Here is a 26745-nt window from a genome sequence, read left to right as displayed (position 1 = left end):
AAAGGATGATCGATATGCATACATGTCCTCGATGCGATTCAAAAAAGGGAGAAGTCATGAGCAAATCGCCTGTAGAAGGCGCATGGGAAGTTTATCAGTGCCAAACATGTTTTTTTACATGGAGATCCTGTGAGCCGGAAAGCATTACAAATCCGGCGAAATACAACCCGGCGTTTAAAATCGATCCGAAGGAAACAGAAACAGCAATTGAAGTTCCGGCTGTGCCTGAACGAAAGGCCTGATCAGCGTGAATTGTATATCAGACCGTCTCTTTGAGCTGCTTGACGGGAAACGCCTGAAGGAGAAGCAGCATGAGGCTTTCGTTCTCCAAACGGTATCGGAGGACGGCTGGCCGCACGCCGCCATGATCAGCGCGGGAGAAATCATTGCTCTGAGCCGAACGGATATAAGAATCGCGCTTTGGAAAAACACAGCGACTGCCGCCAACATCCTTCGCACAGGGAAAGCGCAGTTCACGGCATGGTGGGAGGGAGCCGCTCATTATGTGAAGCTGCAATGCGAGCCTTTGCCGCCTTTGAAGGAAGCCGAATATGACAGAGACCGTTTTGCCTGCCGCATCGTTTCGGTGAAGGAGGACGTTGCGAAATATGCTGATTTGACTTCTGGTGTCCATATCCAGCTTCACAGCCCTGAAGAGGTGCTGAACAGATGGGAAAAGACGCTTGAGGAATTGAAGCAATAATATCGAAAGCCTGACGCCATGCGTCAGGCTTTTATTTTTATATAATGAAAACAAAGGAGGCGAGAGAAATGGAACGTACGGGGATCTGTCACTCAGACGGCTTTGATTTATCATATCGAATCGAGGGAGAGGGCGCACCCATTCTTGTAATCGGGAGTGCGGTTTACTACCCGCGTCTTTTTTCCGAACACATCAAACAGAAATATCAATGGATATTTGTCGATCATAGGGGATTTGCTAAAATCAAGAGGGAACTGCGGGCAGAAGATCTGAGTCTTGACACCGTCTTGGCCGATATTGAAAGGATGAGAACATCTCTTCAGCTTGAAGATGTCGTCATCTTGGGCCATTCTGGGCACGCTTTTATGGCTTTAGAATATGCCAGGACATATCCTGAGCATGTTCGGAAGGTTGCGCTTTTCAATACTGCACCTGATAACAGTGAAGAAAGACAGCGAAAAAGCGAAACGTTTTTCATGGAGACCGCCAGTCTCGAGAGAAAGAAACGCTTTGAAAAAGACATTGCGAATTTGCCGCGGGACATAGAGATTGATCCCGAAAGACGCTTTGTGCACATGTGTATTCGCGCTGAAGCGAAAAGCTTTTATCAAGAGCGTCCTCATGCTGCTTTATGGGACGGTGTTTTCACGAATATGCCGATCATTGATGAATTATGGGGGCATACATTTGCCCAGCTTGATCTTATTGAGCGGTTAGCTGACGTTCAAGTGCCGGTGTATATCGGCTTAGGCAGATATGATTATCTGGTTGCGCCTGTTACGCTGTGGGATGCTGTTGAGGGGTCATATCCCCATGTGGAGAAGGTTATTTTTGAGAAGAGCGGCCATCAGCCGATGCTGGAAGAACCGCAAGCCTTTGATCAAAGCTTCAGCAAATGGATGGACAAATAAAAAACAGCCCGCGATCAAAATCCGCGGGCTGTTTCTTATTATAAGACCCCTTTCATCGCGCGTTTGATAATCGGAGATAGCAGCAGGAGAATGCAGCCAAGTACGATTGATATCAAACCGATGGTGCCGAAGTACATTGTTTCAGGAATTTTATCAAACAATCCGGCTACTTGGGCATTGATCGCTTGGGCTGCTGCGTTAGTCAGAAACCACATACTCATTGTCTGTGCAGAGAATGCAGCTGGCGCCAGTTTCGTTGTTACGGATAAACCGACTGGAGACAGGCACAGCTCTCCAAGCACGACAAGCAGGAAGCTGAGGACGAGCCAAAGCGGGCTTACGAGTGCTTCTTTTCCTTGCATTGCAGGGAATACCATAATGATAAATGACAAGCCAGCTAGAATAATTCCGATTGAGAATTTAACTGGTGTGGACGGCTGGCGTTTGCCAAGCTTCATCCATAGCCACGCAAAAATTGGCGCAAAAATAACGATAAACAATGGATTTAATGATTGGAACCAAGATGACTGAAGTTCTAATCCGCCTAATGAAAGCCTTATGCGTTCATCAGCGTATACCGCAAGAATGGTCGCTCCCTGTTCCTGAATAGCCCAGAACATGACAGCACCGATAAACAAAGGGATGTAAGCGGCAAGACGAGATTTTTCTGTTTTGTCCGCTTTTTTGCTTGTAAACATGATGATGAAATAAACAATAGGAATCAAAATACCGAGAATACTTACTAGGTCAATGAAACCATTGATCGTCAGCATGCCTGTTTGTACAGAGATAATCACTGCAATTGCCACAACGATAACACCGATTCCAGTACCAATCGCAGATTTTTTAGACAGCGGATTCGGCACATTTGAGCCTGCAATCCCGAGGTTTTTCTTTCTTGTCAGAGCAAATACGATAAGTCCGAGAAGCATTCCGACTGCGGCAGCTCCGAAGCCGAGATGATAGTTGTACTTCTGTCCGAGTGTTCCGACAATTAACGGCGCGAGTAAACCGCCAAGGTTAATCCCCATGTAGAAAATACTGAAACCTGAATCGCGGCGCGTGTCTTCTTTCGTGTAAAGATCTCCAACCACGCTTGAAACGTTTGGTTTTAATAAGCCTGTTCCGATAATGATAAGCACCATGCTGATATAGAATGCTGTCGCGCTGCCTGGATAGGCGAGTGCAATGTGGCCGAACATAATGAATATGCCGCCGTAAAACACAGTGTTTGCGGTTCCGAATACCCGGTCAGCAAGCCATCCGCCAATAATAGTGGACATGTATACGAGTGATCCGTAGATTGACATAATGGCAACCGCTGTGCCTTTGTCAAAGCCAAGCCCTCCGTTTACCGTCTCTGTATACAAATAGTAAAGCAAGATTGCTCTCATTCCATAGTAAGAGAAACGCTCCCAAAATTCGGTGAAAAATAGCGTAAATAGTCCTCGCGGGTGACCAAAGAACCCTTTTTGCGGGACGCTTTTAATGATACTTTCGTTATCAATCGAAGCCATGTCAGCCAAACCCTTTCTTAAAAAAGTGTATTATAAAAATCATATTCTTATATAATACTTGTGTCAATATAATTTATACTCATTTCAAGAAGTTCCAGAATAGAAAAAATATAAACGTATGAAAATAGTGAATTTATACTGGTTTTTAGGACTTTTTTCGTGAGGTTTTCTTACAAAACTATTCCTTTATATTTTTTTAATAAAATTTTAGAGAAATGTACAAGCGGATCGGGCCTTTGTGAGTATCATGATACTAATCATGGAGAAGGAGGCTCGCAATTGGTTGAATTCATATTAAATGCGGCTGATTTCGGTATTTCAGGAGATGGTAAAACGGATTCAACAGACTTGATTAATCAGTGCCTCAGTACGGCTGTTTCGAAAGGATATCATACTGTCTGGTTCCCAAAAGGGACATATTTAATAGACGGGACACTTGGAGGAGATTCCAATCAAAAGTTTCGAAACGCCGGAATCATTGTTCCCGGCAACCTTGAGATTATGATGGACCCAGAGTGCATCATCAAAGTCATTCCGAACAGTTCGTGGGGGTATTCCGCATTTTATGTAGGCAGGCAAGAGAATATAACCATTTCCGGGGGACAAATTATCGGCGAGCGGGATGAACATACGTATGCGTCCGCGGGGATAAGGTCAACCCATGAATGGGGCTTCGGCATTTGCATTGAAGGATGCTCGAATGTTGTCATTGATGATGTCAAAATTTCTGATTTCACCGGGGACGGGATTATTGTCAGTCCGTTAGGCTTAAAGACATCTAATAATTATCGAACGTCAGAGCATATTACCATCCGCCGCTGTGAGGTTCGGCGGTCGAGAAGAAATAACATTTCCATAACCGGGTGTGACATGGTCACAGTGGAGGAATGCGTGATTGAAGATGCCGGGACGGGAAATGGAACAGCGCCGAAATTCGGAATTGATATAGAAGGATACGGTGAAGGCGATGTTGACTATGAAGAGCCGATCAATGTATCCATTCGCAATAACCATTTTAGCGGAAACGTTTCAAGTTCTGTGACCAATTTTAACGGGTACGGCATTTCAATAGAAGGAAACCACTCAGACAATACGATCAGCTATGGATATGGAACTCAAACGGTGATCAAGGGAAATATTCTCAGACGGGCGGAAGACGCGGCTGCTGCACCTAGAGTCGGGATTACCGGACTCGGTGTGTCACAAGGAAAAGAAAGCAGTGATGCGGTGATCGCCGGCAATCTTATTACCGGGTTTTCAACCGGGATTGATGTCAGAGGAAAGAGCGTTCTTGTCACGAACAACAAAATCAGTAACTTCGAAAACACAGGGATATTGGTTTATCAGTCTTCCGACGTAAAGGTAGACGGCAACCAAATTCAAAGCGGACTGTCTGAAACAAGGCGCAGTACCGGTCTTCGCGCAGTGCTGTCAGATGATAGCGCATTTCTGAATAACTGCCTCATTGAAGTCATTGACGGTGTGACCATAACCGGCGGCGATATGATCATAAAAGATAATGTGCTGAGAAAATTCAGCCGGGGAATTTGGATCGCTCAAGGAAACGCGGTGATTGAAGGAAATACAATGATTCCCGATGCGTTCGAAGGAGCCTTGGAATCGTATACCGTTTCCGTCACGAACAATGCTAACGCCGTCATCAAAAACAATACATTTAAAAATTTTAAAAATTATCCGATTTACTGCTCCACAAGTGCAAAAACCTCTATTATCAGCAACCACTTTGAAAGATCTCCGCTTTTGGTCACCATCTATATCAGCGCCGGTGTACATGAGATATTTGATAATACCATTTCAGTCAACAGAACGGCCGGGAATCCGATTGTCATTTATGTCAACGGTTCTGCAGGTTCTATCATCTCTGGAAACACCATCAATAACCTCTCCGCAGGCACGGCGGTAGCCATCCAAACAAACACCTCAACCAATTCCAAAATCATCGGCAATCGCATCTTCAAAGGAACAATCAACAAACATACTAGCGATACAGCAGACGGCAATATTATCGCCTGAAAAAAACGCCCCGCTCTAGGGGTTCTTTTTTTTCGCTTTATAGAGCATATATATTTCCCTCACCAGTATCAGAACAAAAAATAAAAGCACGACCCATTCTGTAAACGTCGTCATTTTAAAGCTGGACATATTGTTATAAATGGCTTTTGTCAAACTGAAACCTTGAAGCATGTCCATGAAAACAGAAATAGTTAATAAACAAATTAATATGATCCCTGTCACGCCTAATATTTTCATGCTTCATCACCCTCCGCTTTTAGTGTCTATCTTTATCAGAGAAGTTATACCGCAGCCATCCGAATGCATAATCTCAACTCTCAAAGGAAGAATATGAGAAAACGACAAGGAAAGGTATTTTGTGTATGCCTTTATTTTTTAAGCGAAAGAACAATACCGGTTCAAAAGACAAACAGAATACGGAAGAAAAGAATCAGAACCAGCAGCAGGAAAAAGAAAGGCCGGTTCTCGTTTCCCCAAGTTTGGCAAAAAACATAGCTGAAACGAAAAAGGAAGTCGGAAGCAGCTCAGACGTCATCATTCGCGAGATCAAAATCGGGGAACAGGATCGTGTCCACCTTGCTGTTATTTATATTGCGGGTCTGGTCGATAATAACACGATTCATGAATCTCTAATCGAGCCCTTGGTTCAGGACGAGTCCATCCAAAATTCTCATGCCATCCAGCAGATTCTTGAAAAAACGCTCCCGCTGGGAGGAGTGAAAGCAGAAAAGGGCTGGGACAAGCTTTTTTCTGAATTAATGCTCGGCAATTCACTGATTTTCGCAGACGGTTCAGAAGAGGCGCTTATTTGCAGCACACAAGGGGGAGAGAAACGCTCCATCCAAGAGCCGAGCACCCAGGTGTCCTTCCGCGGTCCGCGCCAAGGGTTCACAGAGTCTCTGCAAACCAATATTTCCATGATCCGCCGATATATCAAAAATCCGAATGTATGGGTAGAGAAAATGAAAATCGGATCTGTGACACACACGGATGTCGCGCTCATGTACATTCATGGCATTTGTGATGAAAAGGTGCTGAAAGAAGTGCGCTCGCGCCTGAAAAAAATAGATATTGACAGTATTTTAGAGTCGGGATATATCGAGCAGCTGATTGAAGATGAAACATTTACGACGTTTCCGACCTTGTATCATACAGAACGCCCGGATGTTGTGGCGGGAAATCTGTTAGAAGGAAGATTTGCGATCGTTGTGGACGGAACGCCGTTTGTTCTCATTGCTCCGGCATTATTTATTCAATTTTTTCAGTCCGTTGAAGACTATTATTCGCGTTTTGACATTGCGACAAGCATACGGGTTCTGCGAATTTTAATCTTTTTTATTTCACTTGTCGCCCCGGCTGTTTATGTGGCAGCCACGACGTTTCACCAGGAAATGATTCCGACTCAGCTGTTAGTGGTTATTGCGGCTCAGCGGGAGATTGTCCCTTTTCCGGCTGTTGTCGAAGCAATCACGATGGAGGTTGCTTTTGAGATTCTGAGGGAAGCCGGCGTCAGGCTGCCGCGTGTTGTTGGCTCGGCGGTATCGATCGTAGGTGCGCTTGTTATCGGCCAGGCTGCCGTACAAGCAGGCATCGTCTCTCCGGCTATGGTCATTATCGTTGCCATCACCGCGATTGCCAGCTTCGCGACACCCGCATTTGCCATGGCCATTTCAGCCCGTCTCATTCGATTTATCTTTATTATTGCATCTTCTATTATGGGGTTTTACGGGCTGATTTTAGGGATCATTATGATGTTTGTTCATTTATGCAGCCTGCGCTCTTTCGGTGTTCCTTATATGTCGCCGCTTGCTCCCTTTTCTTCTCAAGGGGTAAAGGACACACTGTTCAGGGTTCCATGGTGGGCTGATCAAAAAAGGCCGGAATCAATCAGCAAGGAAGATAAGGTGCGGCAGGCGGAAGATCAGCGACCAGTGCCTGATGGTTCACGCGGAATGGTGAACAAAGACTTGGAAGAAGGGGATAAGAATGGTACGTAAACGTGTATTAGCCGTTCTCATGCTTTTGAGCGTCATTGTGCTGCCCGGCTGCTGGGATAAGCGGGAACTGACGGACCTTGCGATTATCTCGGCGATTGGCATTGATCGGACGAACGAAGGCAACTACGTGCTGCATCTTCAAATTATCAATCCCGGAAATGTTGCCGGCGGGCTGCAGGGCGGCGGTGCTGGAGACAGGCCGCCTATCTCGGTCTATTCCATTGAAGGTGACAATATGACGGAAGCACTCAGAAAAGCCTCCATGAAGGTATCCCGGCGGCTTTACTTTGCCCATACCAATCTGGTCGTGATCAGTGAAAAGCTGGCGAGAGAGGAAGGCTTGGATTTTGTGTTAGATAACCTTGACCGCGATACGGAATTTAGGACAACAGCGACAATGGTCGTTGCCCATAAGACAAAAGCGGAAAATATCGTAAAAATCCTGACGCCGATTGATAAAATTCCGTCAAATAAAGTCAACAAAACACTCGACTTTACTGAGGCGCAATACGGACGGGTGGTCAAAACCAATATTCAGGACGTCCTGAAAACACTTGCCATCACCACAAAAGCGCCGGTTATCCCGGGATATATGATGATTGGTGACGATAAAAAAGGAATCAGCATGGAAAACACGCAGGCGACAGATCCGAAAGCTATTCTTCAGGCAGACGGTTTGGCGGTTTTTGATAAGTCAGGCCATTTAAAGTATTGGATTGAAGACAAGGAAAGCGTTGGAGCCGTCTGGCTTATGAATAAGGTTCAGCATACGTTTGTTAATGCTGACTGGGGCAAGACGAAGGACGCGGTCAGCTTACAAATCACCCACCAAACCACAAAGCTGGTACCTGAGATGCGGAACGGGCGTCCTCACATCCACGTTCATGTGACGGTTGAAGGAATTGTGGATGCTGTCAAATACCCTTTCCAATTGTCTAATCCAAAGGTGCTGGCCTCTATTGAAAAAGCTCTCAACAAAGAGCTGGAAAAGGAAATCAGCCATGCTGTGAAAAAGATCAAAAAGAACAAAATTGATTTTATCGGTTTTGGTGACACGATATATAGAAAGTATCCGAAGCAGTGGGAAAAAATGAAGGACACATGGGACAAAGAGTATTTGCCGGAACTGCCTGTCGATGTGAAGGCGGAGACGTATATCAGAAGAACGGGGTTGCGAAATAATCCACTCAGGCACCAGCTTAAAGGTGAGTAGGGCTGGAGAAAGGGGAAATGGCAGATGGAAAAAGCCAAAATCAGCATCAGGCAGCTGTTTGTCATGATTATCATTTTTGAGCTGGGCAGTGCCTTATTGATTACACCTGGATCAATGGCGGGCAGGGATGCTTGGATAGCAGTTCTATTGGGCTGTGGGGTCGGTTTGTTTCTTTACTATTTGTATCAAGGCATTTATCAATGTTACCCGGAATCTTCCCCGAAAGAATATATGGATGATATGCTGGGAACCAAGCTGAGCTGGCTGTTTTCATTTCTGTATATCCTGTACTTTGCCTATATTGCCGCCCGGGTGCTGCGTGACTTTGGAGAAATGCTGCTGACGTTTGCTTATCATGATACGCCGATTCTGATTGTGAATGCTTTATTAATGATTGTTAGCATATATGCCGTCAGAAAAGGAATTGAAGTGCTCGCCCGCGCGGCGGAGCTTCTTTTCGGAGCCATGTATTTACTGGGTGCGATCGGCCTCGTGCTAATTGTTGTTTCAGGTTCCATAGACCCGCAGAATTTAAAACCGGTTTTAGTAGACGGCATTCCTCCTGTCATTCACTCTGTTTTTACGCAGACCATGTACGTTCCGTTTGGTGAAGTCGTTTTATTCGTGATGATTTTCCCTTATCTTAATGACCGAAAAGATGTGAAAAAAAAGGGGATGATCGCCATGGCCATCAGCGGATTGGTTGTGGCGCTTACCGTGGCGATTAATATCAGCGTACTTGATGTTGATCTTACACTCAGATCCCAGTTCCCGCTTTTAAGTACGATTCAGACGATCAAGGTTGAAGAATTTTTAGACCGGCTAGATGTCTTTTTTATGCTGGCACTGATCATCGGCGGCTTCTTTAAGGTTAGCCTCTACTTATACGCAGTGGTGGTGGGCACGTCCACGCTTTTTAAGGAAAAGAACCCTTCTCAATTGGCTTATCCAATGGGATTGGGCATCTTAATTCTTTCTATTACCATCGCGACTAACTTTTCAGAGCATTTGAACGAAGGCCTAAAAGTGGTGCCGCTGTATATTCATTTGCCTTTTCAGGTATTGTTTCCGCTCTTTCTGTTTATTCTTGCCGTTTGGAAAAAGAAGCGAAGAGAGAAATCAAATGGATCGGGAAGAAAAAAACAATAAAAAGAGCGGGGGGATGCAGCCGCCGCTCTTTTTATGTTCACTTCTATATAAAAGGGGGATATAGGTTGCGCCCCTGTCTGCACTGGCAGAGGCGCGCTTTTGTTATACGACTGCGACGTTTTCCTTCACAGTAAAGCTTCCTCTTGAAAGTCTGATGTTGATGTCCGATACTTTTGCAATTTGCTCATCGTGCGTCACCATGATGACGCATTTATTTTCCTTGTGCGCCAGATCTTGAAAGAGGCGTACGATTTCTTTTGATGTATCTTCATCAAGGTTTCCGGTTGGTTCATCGGCTACGATGAGATCCGTGTCACAGCAGAAAGCTCTTGTAATGGATACCCGCTGCTGCTGTCCGCCGCTCAGTGTCAGCACTTTTTGCCGGGCTTGTTTTTCGCTGATGCCGACCTTCTGCAGCATTTCCAGCGCATACGCTTCTTTGTCCTTTTCTTTAGAACCTGTGATTTCCATGGCGGTTGTGACATTCTGCAGAGCCGTCATATATGGAAGCAGGTTGTACGCCTGAAAGACAATTGATACATATTGATTTCTGAAATTTGTTAAGCCGATTTTGGAAACAGCTTTTCCCTCGTAAAGGATGGTTCCTTCTTTTGGTGCATCTAGTCCGCCTGCCAGAGACAGGAAAGTGGTTTTTCCTGTCCCTGATGTGCCGACGATTGTATAGAATTTTCCTTTTTGAAAGCTGATGTTGATATCCTGAAACAATGGCTGGCTTTTGTCTTTATACCAGTAGCCGACTTGTTGAAATTCTAATAAGCTCATAAGTTTCGCCTCTTTCTATTCCTGTTTTGTCAATATCGTTTTCGGATGGAGCCGCAGTACTGAAATTGACGGCAGCAATGTTGCGATGATTGCGATGAAGATGCCGATTCCGCCAAGAACAAGCATGTCGTTCATAGAAACCGCAACGTTCAGTGAATCAATGACATCTACGTTTGCTGAGCTGTGTCCGAACATTCCGCCGCCCATGCCGCCACCGCCGCCAGGCATTTGTCCGCTAGCGGTTTGTGTTGAATCAGTTGATGAACTGATCTGCTGGGATAAAAGCTGATTTCCGAGCTGGTTCGCAACTAGATTTCCCGTCAATGATGCAATGCCGATCGCGATAACAGCTACGATCAGAATCTCAGTTAAGAACTGTCCGATCAGTTTCCAGCGTTTTTCACCGATCGCCATTAACACGCCCATCTCATATTTGCGCTCTCTGATAGACATCATGACAATCAGGCCAAGAATGACAGCGCCTGCCACTGACACAAGATACACGACGTTTTTAGAAAAAGAAGCTACATTTTCGATCGGGCCGACCATTTGCTGATAAAGCTGATCGTTTGTATTCAATGTGAATGTATCAAAGTCAATCGATGTTTTCTTCGCTGCTTTTACGAAGGCATCGATATTTTTCGCATCATCCATATAGTAAACGGCTGAGTCAATCGTATTTTTATAATCGTCACCTTTCAGCGCTGCTGTTGCTGTGTAAGGTGTGTAAAGCTTGTTGTAAGGATTTAAGAAAGAGAAATTCTGGGCTTGGTCATCGCCTGAAGACGTAGTTTTATAGATACCGACAATCTTCAGCTTTACCGTTGTATCTTCATCCGTGGCTGATTCAATTGTGATCGAATCGCCAACGCTTAAATCATTTTCTTCCGCTAATGTTTCATTGATCACTGTTACTTTTTTGCCGACATCTGATTTTGTAATCGCGCGTCCGTCTGTGATTTTTGAATCTCCGTCAGAGAAGTCATCGACTAACGCTGTGCTGATGACACCTTCGATAGAAAGGTCGGCTTGAACCATTTGCGGCCCACCTTGTCCGCCGCCTTGGCTGTTTTTATTATTTGAGCTTGAACTGCTTGAGCTGGAATCACTTGAACTAGAGCTTTCAATCGCATCAAAGTTTCCTGCGTTGGCTGAAGCTGATGTGGTGTAATTGTAGCTCTTCACATGATCAAGTGCTGCAAGCTTATTCGCATCAGATACTTTGATCGGTGTTGATTCGAAGCTGCGTTTTTCTCCGCTGTCCTGCTGTTTTTCCATTTGCTTTTGGCGGTCAACCTGGAGCGTCACGCTTCCGCCGAGCTCCTGTCTGGCCAGTTCGCTTGATTTTTGTGCTGCCGACTGGATTGTGAGGCCTGACAGAACAAAGACACATATGACTGTAAACACAAATAATTGCAATAACGTTTTTCCCTTTTTAGCCTTCATATTCCAAAAGGCCCGTTTGATAAAGTTCATTTATGTTCCTCCGTATAGGTATTTATATTGTTAAGACCGCCTGTGGGGCGGGCCCGCTTGTTGATAAATAGTAGTCCAAAGGTATGAAAAAAGTATGAACAATCTATTTCTAGTTGATTAAATAAAAACTAACAATTGTGAAACACAAATTCTTCTGTATAAAATGGTGCTATTATATAAAAAAGCATCAAAACAACCGGAGGATACAATGAAAATATTAATGATAGAAGATAATGTTAGTGTATGTACGATGACGGAGATGTTCTTTTTTAAGGAAGGTTTTGAAGCGGAATTCGTTCATGATGGGTTAGAGGGATACCAGCGTTTTACGGAAGAAAATTGGGACCTGATCATTTTGGATATTATGCTTCCATCCATGGACGGCGTGACCATCTGCAGAAAAATAAGAGAGACAAGCACGGTGCCGATTATCATGCTGACTGCCAAAGACACTGAATCAGATCAGGTCATCGGTTTTGAGATGGGAGCAGACGATTATGTCACGAAGCCGTTCAGTCCGCTGACATTGGTTGCCCGCATTAAAGCCGTCATCAGAAGATATCAGGCAACAGGCAAAGCGGTCATTGATGAAGATTTGATCGAGTCGGAATGCTTTACCATTAATAAGAAAACGAGAGAAGTATTTTTAAACGGAGAGCCTGTAGAAAACCTCACGCCGAAAGAATTCGATCTGCTGTACTACCTTGTCCAAAACCCGCGGCAGGTGTTCTCCAGAGAACAGCTGCTTGAGCAGGTATGGGGCTATCAGTTCTACGGAGATGAGCGAACGGTTGATGTTCATATTAAACGGCTGCGGAAAAAGCTTGCCAGCGAAGACAAGCCTTTCCTATATACGGTGTGGGGAGTAGGGTATAAATTTGATGAAGATTAAATATTTATATCAGCTGCTGCTGAGCCATATCAGCATTTTGCTTTTAGCGTTTGTCATTATCATTTCTCTGTTTTCCCACTTTGTGAAAGAGTTTGCCTATCAAAACAAAGTAGAGGAATTGACATCATATGCGGTACAGATCGCAAACGAATTCCAAGGCGGCCAGGTTGATATGCACAGGCTGTACCCGTATCAGGATTTGCTGAGCACAAGAAAGACACAGTTTGTGCTCTTTGATGAAAAGCAGCGTCCTTATTTCATGCCCGAAGGTTTTCCGCCAAGGGAAAAGCTGAAGAAATCAGAATGGAATAAGCTGAAAAAAGGGCAGACTGTCATGATCAGAGCTGATGGCCGTTTTGATGATGAAGTGTCCCTTGTGGCGCAGCCTATTTTTGTTCAGAACGAATTTAAAGGCGCCGTTCTGCTGATTTCTCCGATCAGCGGTGTTGAACAGATGGTCAATCAGGTCAATCTCTACATGTTTTACGCTGTGATCAGCACACTTGTGATTACCATTCTCGTCAGCTGGCTTCTGTCCAAATTCCATGTGAAACGGATTGAAAAGCTGAGAGAAGCGACGGATAAAGTGGCTGCCGGCGATTATGACATTCATTTGGAGAACAGCTACGGTGACGAAATCGGCGTGCTGGCGTCTGACTTTAATATCATGGCGAAAAAATTAAAGCAATCAAGGGATGAAATCGATCGACTTGAGAAGCGGAGAAGGCAGTTTATCGCTGACGTGTCTCATGAGTTAAGGACACCGCTGACGACGATCAACGGTTTGGTTGAAGGGCTGAACAGCCATACGATTCCTGAGGATAAGAAGGAAAAATGCTTCTCGCTCATCAGTGAGGAAACGAAGCGAATGCTGCGGCTCGTAAAAGAAAATCTGGATTATGAAAAAATCAGATCCCAGCAAATTACCTTGAACAAGCTCGATGTTCCGCTGATCGAGGTTTTCGAAATTGTGAAAGAGCACTTGGAACAGCAGGCGGAAGAAAAGCAAAACAAGCTGACGATTCAGGTAGAGGATAACATTATCGTCCATGCCGATTATGACCGGTTAATTCAAATTCTCGTCAACATTACGAAAAACAGCATCCAATTTACGAAAAACGGCAACATTTGGCTGCGCGGATTAGAAGGATATAAAGAGACGATTATCGAAATCGAGGATACGGGAATCGGCATTTCAAAAGAGGATATTGAGCATATTTGGGAGCGGTTCTACAAGGCTGATATTTCAAGAACGAACACGGCATACGGGGAATACGGACTCGGTCTCTCCATCGTCAAGCAGCTCGTTGAAATGCATCAGGGCACAGTAGAAATCAAGAGTGAAGAAGGAAAAGGCACGAAATTCATCATCCGCCTTCCTTTAACGGCAAAACAGCAATAACATACAGGGCGGCGGCATCGTCAAATGCAGCCGCCTTTTTTGCACATCGCTTCGGTTTATTGCGTGCTCCCGAAACAAAGATTGCGTGTTTTTCGGGTCGGGACGGCCTGTAAACATGATAAAATATGACATAAACAGTTTTTGATGGGAGAGGGTGAAGGAATGAAGAGCGGGGTAATTCCTTCTTCAGCGGTCGGTCAAAAAATTAACGAATGGTACAAATATATCCGGACATTCAGCGTACCGGATGCCGAAGTGTTAAAAGCTGAAATCCAGCAGGAACTGAAACACATGCAGCACGATTCCAACTTGCTGCTCTATTATTCACTAATGGAATTCCGCCACCAGCTTATGCTTGATTATCTAGAGCCGTTAGAGAAATTAAATATCGAAGACCAGCCAAGCCTGTCTGAATTATCAAGAAACATCGACAGCAACCAGGCAGATCTCAAAGGGCTGCTCGACTATTATGTGAATTTTTTCCGCGGGATGTATGAGTTTGATAAGCGGGAATTTATTTCTGCCATTACATATTATAAACAGGCGGAGAAAAAGCTTTCCTTTGTTGCAGACCATATTGAACGGGCTGAATTCTATTTTAAAATCGCGGAAGCTTATTATTATATGAAGCAAACATACTTTTCACTGATCAATATAAAAAACGCCTATGAAATTTATGTGGAGCAGGAAACCTATAATGTGAGAATTATTCAATGCCATTTCGTATTCGGGGTCAACCTGATGGATGAAAGGAATTTCGAACAAGCCGCACGCCATTTCAAGTTGGCGCTCGAAATGGCCGAAGCAGAACAAAAAGCCCAGCTGGTTGGAAGAGCGTACTACAATCTTGGGTTATGCTATTACAACCAGGAGCTTCTTGACCCTGCCATTGACTACTTTGAAAAATCGGTTTCCACGTTTGAAAGCAGCAGAATCATCAATTCGCTGCCGCAAGCCTATTTTTTAATCACCCTGATTTATTATAAACGGGGAAAACATGATAAAGCTTCGGAATATCACAAGCGGGGCTATGAATATGCTAAAGAAACAGACGATGCAGACTACGCGGTAAAATTCGAGTTTTTGCAATCCCTATATCAGGATCAGCCCAATGAAGAAGGAATCGAACGATGTTTCCATTACTTAAAAAATAAAAATATGTACGCTGATATAGAGGATTTAGCCCTAGAAGTAGCAAAATACTACTATGAACAAAAATGGTTCAAACTGTCTGCTTCCTACTTTCTAAAAGTTGAAGAGGCAAGAAAACAAATACAAAGGAGTGAAGGTTTGTATGAAATTGAAATCTAAGTTGTTTGTTATTTGTTTGGCCGCAGCCGCGATTTTTACAGTGGCTGGCGTTTCTGCTAACGCCGAATCACTCGACTTTCATGTAACGGAAAGAGGAATGACGTAAGAACCAGCCCCTTCTCATCAAGAGAAGGGGTGTTTCTTTTTTAATCAGCGCCGCAAGAGGTAGAGCTTACGGCGCCCGCAGAGACGGTCAGCTGCTTAGTAGCTGCCGAAAAACGCAGTCCCTACGATAATTAAAAGAATAAACAATACAACGATTAAAGCAAAAGAACTGCCGTAACCGCCGCCGTTAGAGTATCCTGACATAAGGTTTCACCTCCCTATGAAGGATACTATAAGATATGCAGAAACGATCAGCTTGGCAGGGATAATAGTGGACAAGAAAAAAATTGAACAATTCGGCTATACTGAGGTGATATAAAAAAAAGCGGGCGCTGCCGCCCGCTTTTTATGTACATGAAGAGACCAGCACGCCCGCGAAAAATTCCTGGTATAACGCTTGAACGGCTTTTCGTTCTTCGGCTTCTTTCACGCCGAACATCATGCTTACCTCAGAAGATCCTTGGTTGATCATTTCAATATTCACTTTTGCCTCTGATAATGCTTTGGCCGCTCTTGCTGTTGTGCCGACATTATGTCGCATCGCTTCTCCTACAACCATAATCAGTGCGAGATGATGCTCGACAATCACTTCATCGGCTTGCAGATCCTCTTTGATCCGTTTGATGACGCTGCGCTCAGTGGCCGCGTCCATTTGCCCCTCCCGTAAGATGATGGTCATGTCATCAATTCCCGATGGAACATGCTCATACGTCAAACCGTGCTCCTCCAGGATTTGAAGGGCTCTGCGTCCAAATCCGATTTCTCTGTTCATTAAATACTTGCTGATATAAATGCTGCAAAAGCCGGTATCGCTGGCAATGCCGACGACAGGCCCGTTTGTGTTATCCCGCTTGCTGACGACGCGGGTCCCTTGTGCTGACGGGTTGTTCGTATTTTTGATTTGAACAGGAATCCCCGCTCTGAATGCCGGAATGAGCGCTTCATCATGAAACACCGAAAAACCCGCGTAGGACAGCTCCCGCATCTCTCTGTAAGTCAGCTCGCTGATTTCCTTTGGATTCTCAACAAAAGACGGATTAACAGAGTACACAGCATCCACGTCCGTAAAGTTTTCGTACAAATCGGCTTGAAGTCCGTTGGCAAGAATCGAGCCGGTAATATCAGAACCGCTCCGTGAGAAAGTGATCACATCGCCATCCTTGCTGAATCCGAAAAAGCCGGGAAAAATGATGAGGCCGTCGCGTTCCCGAAGACGATAGAGGTTTTGATAGGATTCAGGAAGAACTTGCGCGTTGCCGGGTTCATTTGTCACAAAAAGGCCGGCATCCTTCGGGTTCACATATTCTGCTTTCACACCCTTATGGCGGAAATAGGCGGCAATCAGCTTGGCGTTGTTATCCTCTCCGCTGGCTTTGACGGCGTCAAGATACTGCTCGGGATTGCTTTTATCTCCTTCTAAAAGCGTAAACAGGTCATCGCGTATTTTTTCGATAATGCTTTGCTCCAGCTGAAGCTCATTAGCGATGAGGGCATACCGTTCCACCACAGCTTCCGCCAGCTCAGGGGCGCTGCCTGCTGCCAAATATTGTTCTGCACATGCGATTAAGAGATCAGTCACTTTCGTATCCTCGGCATAGCGTTTTCCGGGAGCTGAAACGACTACAGCTTTCCGTGCCGGGTCTGAGGTTACGATGTGAAACACCTTTTCAAGCTGGGCGCCTGAAGCGAGTGAGCTGCCTCCGAATTTAACGACCTTCATGTTTACATCTCCTAATGTTTAAAATTTTCACACAAATTTAGTACTTATTATCTCTCTTTCAGTCCTGTAAATCAAGGGAAAATTTCTTCCTGGAACGAACATTTGTATTTTCCACAAGGAATGGCGTTAGGTTTGCTGACCGTATAATTGCGATATGAAGTTCATTATGGTAAACAATCTACGATTTGGGATGGAAAATGGTTAGAATTATTAGTAAAATTGAATAAATGACTAGGTTAATATTTTGAAAGAATATTGACTAACACTAGAAAAATGGTAATATGTAAATGATAATGATAATCAATTACTATATGGCCATATTGTTTTGAGTCCTTGCGGAGTAGGAGATGCGTTCTTTTTGCTGTAAGGATGTAAGGAGGCAGCATGAAGCTACGTTACTTATTTATTCTACTTATCATATTAGCAGTCACATCTGTATTTATCGGCGTGGAAGATCTGTCGCCGCTTGATCTCTTCGATTTAAGCAACCAAGAGGCGTCAACGCTGTTTGCTAGCCGTTTGCCGCGGTTAATCAGCATTATCATCGCTGGCTTAAGCATGAGCATCTGCGGTTTGATAATGCAGCAGATCAGCAGAAACAAATTCGTGTCACCGACGACGGCGGGCACGATGGATTGGGCGAGGCTCGGCATTTTAATATCCCTGCTGCTGTTTACATCCGCCAGTCCTTTAATGAAAATGCTGGTTGCGTTTGTCTTTGCCCTTGCAGGAAATTTCTTGTTTATGAAAATCCTTGAAAGAATCAAGTTTAACGACACGATCTTTATTCCGCTTGTCGGGTTAATGCTCGGGAGTATTGTCAGTTCAATCGCGACATTTATTGCATATAAATATGACTTGATCCAGAATGTGTCATCATGGCTTCAAGGAGACTTCTCTTTAGTCGTGAAAGGAAGATACGAGCTTCTTTATCTGAGTATTCCGCTCGTCATCATTGCCTATATTTTTGCGGATAAATTCACAGTGGCCGGTATGGGAGAAAGCTTTTCTGTCAACCTCGGCCTGAAGTACAAACGGGTTGTGAACATCGGGCTCATTATCGTGTCCCTGGTCACGTCTCTTGTCATTTTGACTGTCGGTATGCTGCCGTTTCTCGGTTTAATCATCCCGAATATTGTATCGATTTACAGAGGAGACAATCTCAAGAGCAGCCTGCCGCATACTGCGCTATTGGGAGCGGTTTTTGTGCTGTTTTGCGATATATTGGGCAGAATCATTATCTTCCCTTACGAAATCTCGATTGGCCTGATGGTCGGAATCATCGGCAGCGGCATTTTCCTGTTTATGCTGTTAAGGAGAAAAGCATATGCGTAACCAGATGAAAATTGCGTTGCTCGTTGGTTTAGCCTTGATATGTATCGGCTTGTTTCTGTTTTATGACTTAGGCAATTGGGATTACACCCTGCCGAGACGAATCAAAAAGGTCGCTGCCATTGTGCTGACGGGGGGAGCGATTGCGTTTTCGACCATGATCTTTCAAACGATTACGAATAACCGCATCCTGACGCCGAGCATCTTGGGCCTTGATTCTCTCTACATGCTGATTCAGACCGGCATTATCTTTTTGTTCGGTTCTGCGAATATTGTCATCATGAATAAAAACATCAACTTTATCATCTCTGTTCTGCTGATGATACTGTTTTCCCTAGTTCTTTATCAGATCATGTTCAAGGGAGAGGGGAGAAATATCTTTTTCCTTCTGCTCGTCGGAATCGTGTTTGGCACGCTGTTCAGCAGCCTGTCTTCCTTTATGCAGATGCTGATTGATCCGAATGAGTTTCAAGTTGTGCAGGATAAGATGTTTGCCAGCTTTAACAACATCAATACGGATTTGTTATGGCTCGCGTTCATCATCTTCCTGCTGACAGGCGCTTATGTCTGGCGTTTTACGAAGTTTTTTGACGTGCTGTCGCTCGGACGCGAGCACGCCGTGAACTTGGGCATTGACTACGACAAAGTGGTGAAGCAGATGCTGGTCGTGGTTGCGATCCTTGTTTCTGTTTCAACCGCGCTAGTCGGGCCGATTATGTTCTTAGGCCTTCTTGTCGTCAATCTGGCGAGAGAATTCCTGAAAACATATAAGCATTCATACTTAATCGCAGGCTCCGTCTTCATCAGCATCATTGCGCTGGTCGGAGGGCAGTTTGTGGTTGAGAAAGTGTTTACCTTCTCAACGACGCTGAGCGTCATTATTAATTTTGCCGGCGGGATTTATTTTATCTACTTGCTGTTAAAGGAGAATAAATCATGGTAGAGGTCAAAAATGTAAGCAAACAATACGGCGGGAAAGTAGTCCTTGAAGAGACGTCAGTCACGATTCAAAAGGGCAAAATCACCTCGTTTATCGGTCCTAACGGCGCCGGCAAAAGCACGCTGCTGTCTATTATGAGCCGCCTGATCAAAAAGGATTCCGGCGAGATTTTCATAGACGGACAAGAGATTGGAGCCTGCGACAGCAAAGAGCTTGCCAAAAAAATGAGCATTTTGAAGCAGGCGAACCAAATCAATATCAGGCTCACCATCAAAGACCTCGTCAGCTTCGGCAGATTTCCGTACTCACAAGGCCGGCTGACAGAGGAAGACTGGGTTCATATCAATCAGGCGCTAGGCTACATGAAGCTGGAAGACATTCAGGACAAATACCTGGATCAGCTGAGCGGCGGACAGTGCCAAAGGGCATTTATCGCAATGGTCATTGCCCAGGACACAGATTATATTTTCCTGGATGAGCCGCTGAACAACCTGGATATGAAACATTCAGTTGAAATTATGAAACTGCTGAAAAGGCTGGTAGAGGAGCTTGGGAAAACAATCGTGATCGTTATTCATGATATCAACTTCGCATCCGTCTACTCCGATCATATCGTTGCCTTGAAAAACGGCCGAATCGTAAAAGAGGGGCCGCCTGAGGAGATTATTGAAACCTCTGTGCTTGAGGAAATCTACGATATGACCATTCCGATTCAGACGATTGATAATCAAAGAATAGGTGTTTATTTTTCTTAATATATAGAAGAGGTGAAGAGCATGAAAAAGTTCGCATTACTATTCATCGCTTTGGTGACGGCAGTTGTTATTTCTGCATGCGGAAACCAAAGCACAAGCAGCAAAGGTTCTGATTCAAAGGAAGAGCAAATCACAGTAAAACACCAGCTGGACAAAAACGGCACAAAAGTGACGAAAAATCCTAAAAAAGTAGTCGTATTTGATTTTGGCAGCTTAGATACGTTAGATAAACTCGGTCTTGATGATAATGTAGCGGGCCTTCCGAAACAAGCCCTTCCAAGCTATCTGTCTAAATTCAAAGATGACAAATATGCTGATGTCGGAAGCTTAAAAGAGCCGGACTTCGAAAAAGTGGCGGATATAGACCCTGACCTGATCATTATCTCAGGCAGACAATCTGAGTCTTACAAAGAATTCTCTAAAATTGCGCCGACGATTTACCTTGGCGTAGACACAGCGAAATACATGGAATCATTTAAATCAGATGCACAAACAATCGGAAAAATCTTTGATAAAGAAGATGAAGTAAAAGACGAACTTGCAACAATTGATAACTCAATTGCAGATCTTAAGAAAAAAGCTGAAAAGCTGAACAAAAACGGTCTTGTGATTATGGCGAACGACGGCAAAATCAGCGCCTTTGGTTCTAAATCAAGATACGGCCTGATCCATGACGTATTCGGCGTGACACCGGCTGATAAAAACATCAAAGCGTCTACTCACGGACAAAGCGTTTCTTATGAGTACATTTCAAAAACAAACCCTGATTACCTGTTTGTTATTGACCGCGGTACAGCGATCGGAGAAACATCGTCTACTAAACAAGTCGTTGAAAATGATTATGTGAAAAACGTAAACGCAGTGAAAAATGATCATGTCGTTTACCTTGATTCTGCTACTTGGTACTTATCAGGAGGCGGACTTGAGTCTATGACGCAAATGATTAAAGAAGTAAAAGACGGTTTAGAGAAGTAAAACCAAAAAGAGCCTCCGCTAAAAAGCGGGGCTCTTTTTTTATGATCAGCGTGCCGGCTGCTGTTCGGCAGGGCGCTGAGGTTTCTTTAATGTAAAGGAGAGAAGGAAGCCGACAAGTGCAATGCAGGCTGCCACGATAAAAGCGGCGTTCATGCCGTGCAGGGCGGCGTGCTTTACATTTGTCGTGCCTGCGTGTGCCGCCTGGTTGCTCATGACGGAAACCAATAGTGCAGTTCCGATGGAGCCGCCGACTTGGCGAATGGTATTGTTCATCGCTGTTCCGTGCGGAATCAGGTGGCGCGGCAGCGCGTTGATTCCGGCTGTCGTCACCGGCATCATGATCATAGCGGTACCTAAAAGACGAACAGTGTATAAAACGACAATCCAAGCGAGTGACGTATGGTCAGTCAGCTGCATAAACGGCAGCGATGTCAGGAAGATGATGCAGAAACCTGCAATCGCCAGGCCTCTTCCGCCGACACGGTCAAAGATTCTGCCGATAATCGGTGACATGAAGCCCATCACGACGGCTCCCGGAAGAAGCATGAGCCCTGTATCAAAAGCTGTGACGTCTCTGACGTTTTGTGTATAAAGCGGCAGGATGGTTTCCGTACCGATCAATAATGCAAAGACAAGTGTTCCGAGCAGTGTTGTTAAGCTGAACACGCCAAACGTAAAGACGCGGAATTCCAGCATCGGTTTTTCAAGCTTCATTTGTCTTGTGATAAACAGGAGCAGTGCGATGACACCCACCAGCAGTGAAATCAAGACGGTTGAACTGGTCCAGCCGTAAGAGCCGACGCTTGAGAAGCCGTACAGAAGGCCGCCGAATCCAAATGTCGATAGGATAACTGATAAAATATCAATCTGTGTTTTTCTTAAAGTCGTCACATTCTTCATCAGGATGCTGGCAAGAATTAAATCAATCACAGCAAACGGAAGAATGATATAAAACAGTGATCTCCAAGAGAAAGCTTCGACTGCCCATCCGGAAAGAGTCGGTCCGATCGCAGGCGCGAACGAGATGACCAATCCGACCATACCCATGGCCTGGCCGCGCTTTTCAATCGGAAAGATCGTCAGGAATACGGTCTGCATGAGCGGCATCATAATGCCGGCTCCAGCCGCTTGAATAATACGCGCTGTCAGCAGAACCGGGAAGTTCGGCGCGAACGCTCCGACGATTGTTCCGGCAGTAAAAATGCTCATTGCTGTAATGAGCAGCGCCCGGCTCGTGAATTTCTCAATTAAAAACGCGGTAATCGGAATTAATATTCCGTTGGTTAACATAAATGAAGTGGTCAGCCATTGCGCTTGGTTGGCATCGACATTGAAATCCCTCATGATATGGGGAAGTGCAGTAATTAACAGCGTCTGATTCAAAATCGCGACAAACGCCCCGGCTAACAAAATGCCGACAATGATAGAACGGTTAAAAGGTTTTTGTTCAATACTTGTGTTCAATACATATCCCTTCTTTTCTCTAAGTAATTAACAGTGTTTTTAACATCGAAACGGGCTGTGTTAAAACACCGGTTTGTTCCAGATAGCCAATCAGTGATTTGAGCAAAAAAGCGCGGGGTTCTTCCTTCTTCGCTTCTTCCTCCAGCATGGCGGCTGCGGATGTCAATTCATCTACGTCATAGTCCGCGGCGGGCAGGGAAGAGATGCCTTTATGTAATTCCTTCAGGCTTTCCGACAATAGGGCTGATTTATCCTTTGGTTTGTAGGAGGATGCTGAATGAATATAAAGCTCGATGGCTTCTTGCGGAAGAAGAGACTGCCGGGTTTCCTTGTTTTTGACAATCTGATTGAGGGTGCTGATGATAAACTCTGCAATCGGGTCAAGCTCAAGCGGTTTTTGCTCTATTTTGATCAGCATTAAAAACTCACGCATCATGCCGTGAAGAATGATGACCAAATCCCACACAAACGGGAGAATGGTTTCTCCGTAAGCCTGGATCAGCGAATCGCGGTGCCAGCAGATAATCGTTGATCTGGTCTGATGGATATGCTGTTTGACCCGGTCATTATGCAGCTTGGGGTTTCCGTAGGTCAGTATATTGAAAAACTGCTGATTCCGCCTGAAGCCTTCCAGCTCCATTTTGACCTTTTGCATCAAACGTTCCTCCGGTGTCAGCGCGGTATTTTCCTGAAGTCTTGAGGCCGCGGCCACCATTTGTTTCTGGTTAAATGACAGCAGCTCCAAAAGCAGATCTTCCTTAGATTGAAACAGCTTATATATCGAAGCTTTTGACATCTTACATTCTTCTGCGATCGCCTGCATGGAAACCGACGTAAAATCCTTTTCCGAAAAAAGCTTTCGCGCAGCTAACAAGATATCAGTTTTTTTATCAAGCATCTCATGGCTTCCTTCTTTCTTGAACATTAGAAAACTCATTGGTTCACAGAAAACCAATGAGTAACAATGAAAAAATTTTACCAAATAAACTAAATAGAAGTCAATGGATTTTAACCGGACAATCGAAAGGCCTGCCGGAAAATCCGACAGGCCGGGTGAGACTTATTTTTCAACTTTAAATCCTTGTTTCTCAAGCATTTCACGGATATGCGGATAGTACAGGCGCTCATAATAGGAAGCGATGCTCTGTGACCAGTTTCTTGTTTCTTTTCCGTTTGTCCGCTTATTCATGTATTCAGACATCTGTTCATCATATGCCTGAATGTGAGAAGTGAGCTCATCTTGATTCAAATATGTTTCCTGATGATTTACTGCTTCCTGCGGAAGGCGCGGTTTTTTCGCTGAACGGTCGGCAGGATGGCCAATGACAAGGCCGGATAAAGGGAACACGTATTTCGGAAGCTCAAGCAGTTCGATCAACTCTTGAGGGTTTCCGCGAACCGCACCGATCGGAACCGTGCCAAGTCCGAGTGATTCAGCCGCTGCTGTCGCTGTGCCTAGGGCGATACCAGCGTCTACTGCGCCGACAAGAACAGATTCTAAGCCATTTGTGATTTCCATTTTGAAATCATTCAGATCCTCAAGCGCGATTTTGGTCCGGTTGAAGTCTGCGCAGAACAGCAGGAAAACAGGAGCCTGGTCAATCCAAGGCTGTCCGCCTGCCAGCTCGGAGATTTTCTTTTTGCGCTCTTTATCCTGCACTGTGATTACAGTCACTTGTTGCCCGTTGATAGAAGATGGGGCTGACTGTACTGCTTGAATGATTTGGTCCAATTGTTCCTGAGCTACAGGCTCATCTGTATAGCTGCGAATCGAGCGGTGGTCTGTTAATGATTTGATGACTTCATTCATATGGGACACCCTTTCCTTACTCGCTAAGCTCTGTGCGGACAACATCAAGAGGAGCGCTCAGCAGTTCTTTTCCTTTTGCTACAAATCCTTGGAAATGTGCAGTTTCATTGTGGAATTTCATTGCCGCTTCATCTTTCCATTGTTCAAGCATCACAAATGTATTTTCTTCGCCTACTTTTTCAAACAGGTCGTATTGCGCGTTGCCTTCCTCAGCTCTTGAATGCTGAACAAGCGATTGCGCCTCGCTCAAAAATTCCTCGCGTTTTTCTGGTTTTACTTTGATATAAGCTTGTAATACGATCATGTCAATCTCCTCCATCGTTATACTGATTATTGTTCGAATTTTATCGAACTAACTGTAACATGTATTTATAATGAGGTAAAGGAAAAACCCTTAAATAGTAAAATTGTCATTCTAATTGTTGTGTGATACATTTGTGTCATGAACATTCCAAACCATCCAGAAACAGAAACGTTGCAGCTGACAAAGGTTCTTCACGCACTGAGTGATCCGCTTCGTTTAGAGCTCGTCAAGCAATTAGCTGAAGCGAAAGAAAAAACGTGCGGCACCTGTGCGGATGTACAGGTTGCCAAATCGACTTTGTCACATCATTTTAAAGTATTGAGAGAATCAGGCATCGCTCAAGTTCGCATAGAAGGAAAGCGCCGGTATTATTCGCTTCGGGCTGAAGACCTTGAAAAGGCGTTTCCGGGCCTGCTTGATGCCGTGCTGAATGTGGACCAGGACCGCTGGTGAATCAATCCCCTGTACCGGGGATTTTTTTATGTCCGTAAACAGCACGGAAAAGCCTCTCGACACCCTCCTGAATCTCTTCTTCCTTCAGTCGGGCGAAGCCGATAATGAGAGCGGGCCTGCCCGTTTGCCGCTTGTTTTCCTTCAAATCAAATCGGCTCATTCCGAAGATCTCAAGCTGCTGGCCGGCGGCATGTGCCAGGATGTCTTGTTCGGTGCGGCTGGTATCAAATTCGGTGACAAAATGCAGTCCCGCATTTGCCCCTTTTACGGTAACCTCTCCGCTGAACTCTGCTTCTAAAGCTGTGATCAGACGTTCTCTCTTTTCTTTATAATGCTGCTTCATTTTTTTTATATGCTTCTGATATTCTCCGGACTCGATAAATTCCTGCAGGGTGAGCTGCGTCAGAGACGAGCATGTCTGCAGATCGTAGCCCCGCTGTTTGTATGTCCTCAATAGCTCAGGCGGCAAAACCATATAGCTGATCCGCAAGCCGGGGAGAAGGGACTTTGAAAAGGTGCCCATATAGATGACATTTTGAAACCGATCGAGGCTTTGAAGCGCCGGAATACTGTCTACATCATATGTAAATTCACTATCATAATCGTCTTCAATAATATAGCGGCGCGGCTCCTCGGCTGCCCAATTCAGCAGCTGGATTCTTCTGGATACAGGCATAATCGTTCCGGCCGGAAATTGATGCGACGGGGTCGTCACCAGCACATCAGGCTGCTGTCTGCTGATTTCAGAGATCGACATGCCTTTTTCATCCAGCGTGATCGTCTTCACCTGTTTTCCGGCATGTTTTAAAAGTTGGTACATGCGCCTGTAACCGGGCTCCTCCATCGCATACACTGCTTCCTTTGGCAAAAGCTCAGTCAATAGCTGCATGAGCACCTGTGTGCCTGCCCCTATGACGATTTGTTCCGGCCTGCATTTTACGCCCCGCGTCAGGGAAATGAGCCTGGTGATGGCCGCTCTCACTTCATATATCCCTTGCGGGTGCGACATATCGCCGAGCGTGCGGTATGAGCGGGAGGCCGCTTTTTGCTCGCAGCGAAACCAGCTTTTGATCGGGAAGTGGTCTGTATCAGAACTCATGTGTGAAAACGAAATCCAATCACTCTGATCTGTGTGAACCTCTTTCAGGTCATCCGGCAGTGCAAATGGGGGGTGCTCCTCGGCAGAAAACATGTCCAGCTTCTCAACGAAAAAACCCTTTCGCTCAATGGCGTACAAATATCCCTCAGCCAGCAGCTGCTGATAGGCTGAATTCACTGAGTTTACGCTGACCTTCAGTTTTTCAGCCAGCTCCCGTTTGGAGGGAACCTTTGAGTGTGGCAGCAGATTGCGGCTGAGGATTTCTTTTTTCAGCTTTTGATAAATTTGCTGATAAATATAATCGGCTTGTTCTGAGCGGTCGAGTGTGATTGTGATGTCCATATGCGGCTTCTCCTTCTGATACCATCAAAAAGTTATAATTGGTACTTTTCATCATACC

27 protein-coding genes are annotated in these 26745 nt (G+C 45.0%); 16 read left to right on the top strand and 11 right to left on the bottom strand.

From position 1 onward, the window contains the following. Positions 1–14 precede the first annotated feature (14 nt). From bsdD to LWH95_RS02855, 3 genes are all read left to right on the top strand, one after another. A complete protein-coding gene (gene bsdD / locus LWH95_RS02865; protein ID WP_019257455.1) occupies positions 15–242 on the top strand; it encodes a phenolic acid decarboxylase subunit BsdD in 228 nt (75 codons plus the stop codon). Next, positions 239–703 carry a pyridoxamine 5'-phosphate oxidase family protein gene (locus tag LWH95_RS02860; RefSeq protein WP_232919005.1) on the top strand — a complete coding sequence of 155 codons (465 nt, stop codon included), beginning with the start codon at positions 239–241 and terminating at the stop codon, positions 701–703. Before bsdD ends, LWH95_RS02860 begins: the two co-directional genes overlap by 4 nt. 68 nt (positions 704–771) lie before the next feature. Beyond that, complete coding sequence (locus tag LWH95_RS02855) at positions 772–1614, top strand: alpha/beta fold hydrolase (RefSeq protein ID WP_232918915.1); 843 nt, start codon at positions 772–774, stop codon at positions 1612–1614. 38 nt (positions 1615–1652) lie between these two features. On the opposite strand, the gene LWH95_RS02850 is transcribed toward LWH95_RS02855, so the two are convergent. Further along, positions 1653–3131, bottom strand: coding sequence for a peptide MFS transporter (locus LWH95_RS02850; protein ID WP_148982973.1), 1479 nt, complete (start codon positions 3129–3131; stop codon positions 1653–1655). Positions 3132–3410: 279 nt separating this feature from the next. Between LWH95_RS02850 and LWH95_RS02845 the strand changes: the two genes are divergently transcribed. Beyond that, complete coding sequence (locus LWH95_RS02845) at positions 3411–5165, top strand: right-handed parallel beta-helix repeat-containing protein (protein WP_232918914.1); 1755 nt, start codon at positions 3411–3413, stop codon at positions 5163–5165. 15 nt (positions 5166–5180) lie between these two features. Here the strand turns inward: LWH95_RS02845 and LWH95_RS02840 are convergent, their stop codons facing one another. Then, on the bottom strand, positions 5181–5402 hold the full coding sequence (locus tag LWH95_RS02840) for a hypothetical protein (protein WP_003240168.1): 222 nt from the start codon (positions 5400–5402) through the stop codon (positions 5181–5183). A gap of 125 nt (positions 5403–5527) precedes the next feature. Between LWH95_RS02840 and gerKA the strand changes: the two genes are divergently transcribed. From gerKA to LWH95_RS02825, 3 genes are read left to right on the top strand one after another with little or no spacing between them, the layout of a single operon-like run. Continuing rightward, a complete protein-coding gene (gene gerKA, locus LWH95_RS02835; protein ID WP_088111550.1) occupies positions 5528–7162 on the top strand; it encodes a spore germination protein GerKA in 1635 nt (544 codons plus the stop codon). Further along, positions 7152–8375 carry a Ger(x)C family spore germination protein gene (locus LWH95_RS02830; RefSeq protein WP_232918913.1) on the top strand — a complete coding sequence of 408 codons (1224 nt, stop codon included), beginning with the start codon at positions 7152–7154 and terminating at the stop codon, positions 8373–8375. The genes gerKA and LWH95_RS02830 overlap by 11 nt, the downstream gene beginning before the upstream one ends. 24 nt (positions 8376–8399) lie before the next feature. Continuing rightward, complete coding sequence (locus LWH95_RS02825) at positions 8400–9524, top strand: GerAB/ArcD/ProY family transporter (RefSeq protein WP_003240174.1); 1125 nt, start codon at positions 8400–8402, stop codon at positions 9522–9524. A 102-nt stretch (positions 9525–9626) separates the two neighbouring features. Here LWH95_RS02825 and LWH95_RS02820 read toward each other — a convergent pair whose 3' ends face one another. Together LWH95_RS02820 and LWH95_RS02815 are read right to left on the bottom strand one after the other, a co-directional pair. After that, on the bottom strand, positions 9627–10307 hold the full coding sequence (locus LWH95_RS02820) for an ABC transporter ATP-binding protein (protein WP_133488494.1): 681 nt from the start codon (positions 10305–10307) through the stop codon (positions 9627–9629). Positions 10308–10322: 15 nt separating this feature from the next. After that, positions 10323–11783 carry an ABC transporter permease gene (locus LWH95_RS02815; RefSeq protein ID WP_133488493.1) on the bottom strand — a complete coding sequence of 487 codons (1461 nt, stop codon included), beginning with the start codon at positions 11781–11783 and terminating at the stop codon, positions 10323–10325. Positions 11784–11991: 208 nt separating this feature from the next. Between LWH95_RS02815 and yclJ the strand changes: the two genes are divergently transcribed. The 4 genes from yclJ to phrC all read left to right on the top strand — a co-directional run bounded on the left by yclJ (position 11992) and on the right by phrC (position 15494). Beyond that, positions 11992–12675, top strand: coding sequence for a two-component system response regulator YclJ (gene yclJ / locus LWH95_RS02810; protein ID WP_003240180.1), 684 nt, complete (start codon positions 11992–11994; stop codon positions 12673–12675). Beyond that, entirely contained in the window at positions 12662–14077 is a 1416-nt protein-coding gene (locus LWH95_RS02805) for a sensor histidine kinase (RefSeq protein WP_232918912.1), read from the top strand. The genes yclJ and LWH95_RS02805 overlap by 14 nt, the downstream gene beginning before the upstream one ends. A gap of 162 nt (positions 14078–14239) precedes the next feature. After that, the gene (gene rapC, locus LWH95_RS02800; protein ID WP_019257465.1) at positions 14240–15388 is read left to right on the top strand and encodes a response regulator aspartate phosphatase RapC; all 1149 of its coding nucleotides are present in this window, start codon (positions 14240–14242) and stop codon (positions 15386–15388) included. Continuing rightward, on the top strand, positions 15372–15494 hold the full coding sequence (gene phrC, locus LWH95_RS02795) for a phosphatase RapC inhibitor PhrC (RefSeq protein ID WP_003240188.1): 123 nt from the start codon (positions 15372–15374) through the stop codon (positions 15492–15494). The genes rapC and phrC overlap by 17 nt, the downstream gene beginning before the upstream one ends. A gap of 95 nt (positions 15495–15589) precedes the next feature. Here the strand turns inward: phrC and LWH95_RS02790 are convergent, their stop codons facing one another. Continuing rightward, on the bottom strand, positions 15590–15697 hold the full coding sequence (locus tag LWH95_RS02790) for a YjcZ family sporulation protein (RefSeq protein ID WP_019257466.1): 108 nt from the start codon (positions 15695–15697) through the stop codon (positions 15590–15592). A 142-nt stretch (positions 15698–15839) separates the two neighbouring features. Continuing rightward, a complete protein-coding gene (locus tag LWH95_RS02785) occupies positions 15840–17213 on the bottom strand; it encodes an aspartate kinase (protein WP_133488489.1) in 1374 nt (457 codons plus the stop codon). 384 nt (positions 17214–17597) lie between these two features. Between LWH95_RS02785 and yclN the strand changes: the two genes are divergently transcribed. From yclN to LWH95_RS02765, 4 genes are read left to right on the top strand one after another with little or no spacing between them, the layout of a single operon-like run. Then, positions 17598–18548: a petrobactin ABC transporter permease YclN gene (gene yclN / locus LWH95_RS02780; protein ID WP_084994566.1), complete on the top strand. Its 951-nt coding sequence runs from the start codon at positions 17598–17600 to the stop codon at positions 18546–18548. After that, positions 18541–19488, top strand: coding sequence for a petrobactin ABC transporter permease YclO (gene yclO, locus LWH95_RS02775; protein WP_060397923.1), 948 nt, complete (start codon positions 18541–18543; stop codon positions 19486–19488). The genes yclN and yclO overlap by 8 nt, the downstream gene beginning before the upstream one ends. Beyond that, a complete protein-coding gene (yclP, locus tag LWH95_RS02770; protein ID WP_003240196.1) occupies positions 19482–20240 on the top strand; it encodes a petrobactin ABC transporter ATP-binding protein YclP in 759 nt (252 codons plus the stop codon). Before yclO ends, yclP begins: the two co-directional genes overlap by 7 nt. A 21-nt stretch (positions 20241–20261) precedes the next feature. Continuing rightward, positions 20262–21215 (top strand): siderophore ABC transporter substrate-binding protein, encoded by a 954-nt coding sequence (locus LWH95_RS02765; RefSeq protein ID WP_232918911.1) that lies wholly within the window; start codon positions 20262–20264, stop codon positions 21213–21215. A gap of 45 nt (positions 21216–21260) precedes the next feature. On the opposite strand, the gene LWH95_RS02760 is transcribed toward LWH95_RS02765, so the two are convergent. The 4 genes from LWH95_RS02760 to LWH95_RS02745 form a co-directional block, all read right to left on the bottom strand. Beyond that, positions 21261–22679 carry an MDR family MFS transporter gene (locus tag LWH95_RS02760; protein WP_019257471.1) on the bottom strand — a complete coding sequence of 473 codons (1419 nt, stop codon included), beginning with the start codon at positions 22677–22679 and terminating at the stop codon, positions 21261–21263. 19 nt (positions 22680–22698) lie between these two features. Beyond that, complete coding sequence (locus LWH95_RS02755) at positions 22699–23577, bottom strand: TetR/AcrR family transcriptional regulator (protein ID WP_232918910.1); 879 nt, start codon at positions 23575–23577, stop codon at positions 22699–22701. Between the two features lie 162 nt (positions 23578–23739). Next, the gene (nfsA, locus tag LWH95_RS02750) at positions 23740–24489 is read right to left on the bottom strand and encodes an oxygen-insensitive NADPH nitroreductase (protein WP_003240207.1); all 750 of its coding nucleotides are present in this window, start codon (positions 24487–24489) and stop codon (positions 23740–23742) included. A gap of 16 nt (positions 24490–24505) precedes the next feature. Then, positions 24506–24793, bottom strand: a complete 288-nt coding sequence (locus LWH95_RS02745) for a putative quinol monooxygenase (protein WP_003240208.1) — start codon at positions 24791–24793, stop codon at positions 24506–24508. 138 nt (positions 24794–24931) lie between these two features. Here LWH95_RS02745 and LWH95_RS02740 point away from each other — a divergent pair, with 138 nt between their 5' ends. Beyond that, the gene (locus LWH95_RS02740; RefSeq protein WP_003240210.1) at positions 24932–25246 is read left to right on the top strand and encodes an ArsR/SmtB family transcription factor; all 315 of its coding nucleotides are present in this window, start codon (positions 24932–24934) and stop codon (positions 25244–25246) included. A gap of 1 nt (position 25247) precedes the next feature. On the opposite strand, the gene gabR is transcribed toward LWH95_RS02740, so the two are convergent. Beyond that, positions 25248–26687 (bottom strand): MocR-like transcriptional regulator GabR, encoded by a 1440-nt coding sequence (gabR, locus tag LWH95_RS02735; protein ID WP_133488481.1) that lies wholly within the window; start codon positions 26685–26687, stop codon positions 25248–25250. Between the last annotated feature and the right edge of the window lie 58 nt (positions 26688–26745).

It is taken from the genome of Bacillus sp. G16 (genome assembly GCF_021282335.1).
GTDB lineage: Bacteria > Bacillota > Bacilli > Bacillales > Bacillaceae > Bacillus > Bacillus inaquosorum.
This window is presented reverse-complemented; position numbering and strand designations above follow the sequence as displayed.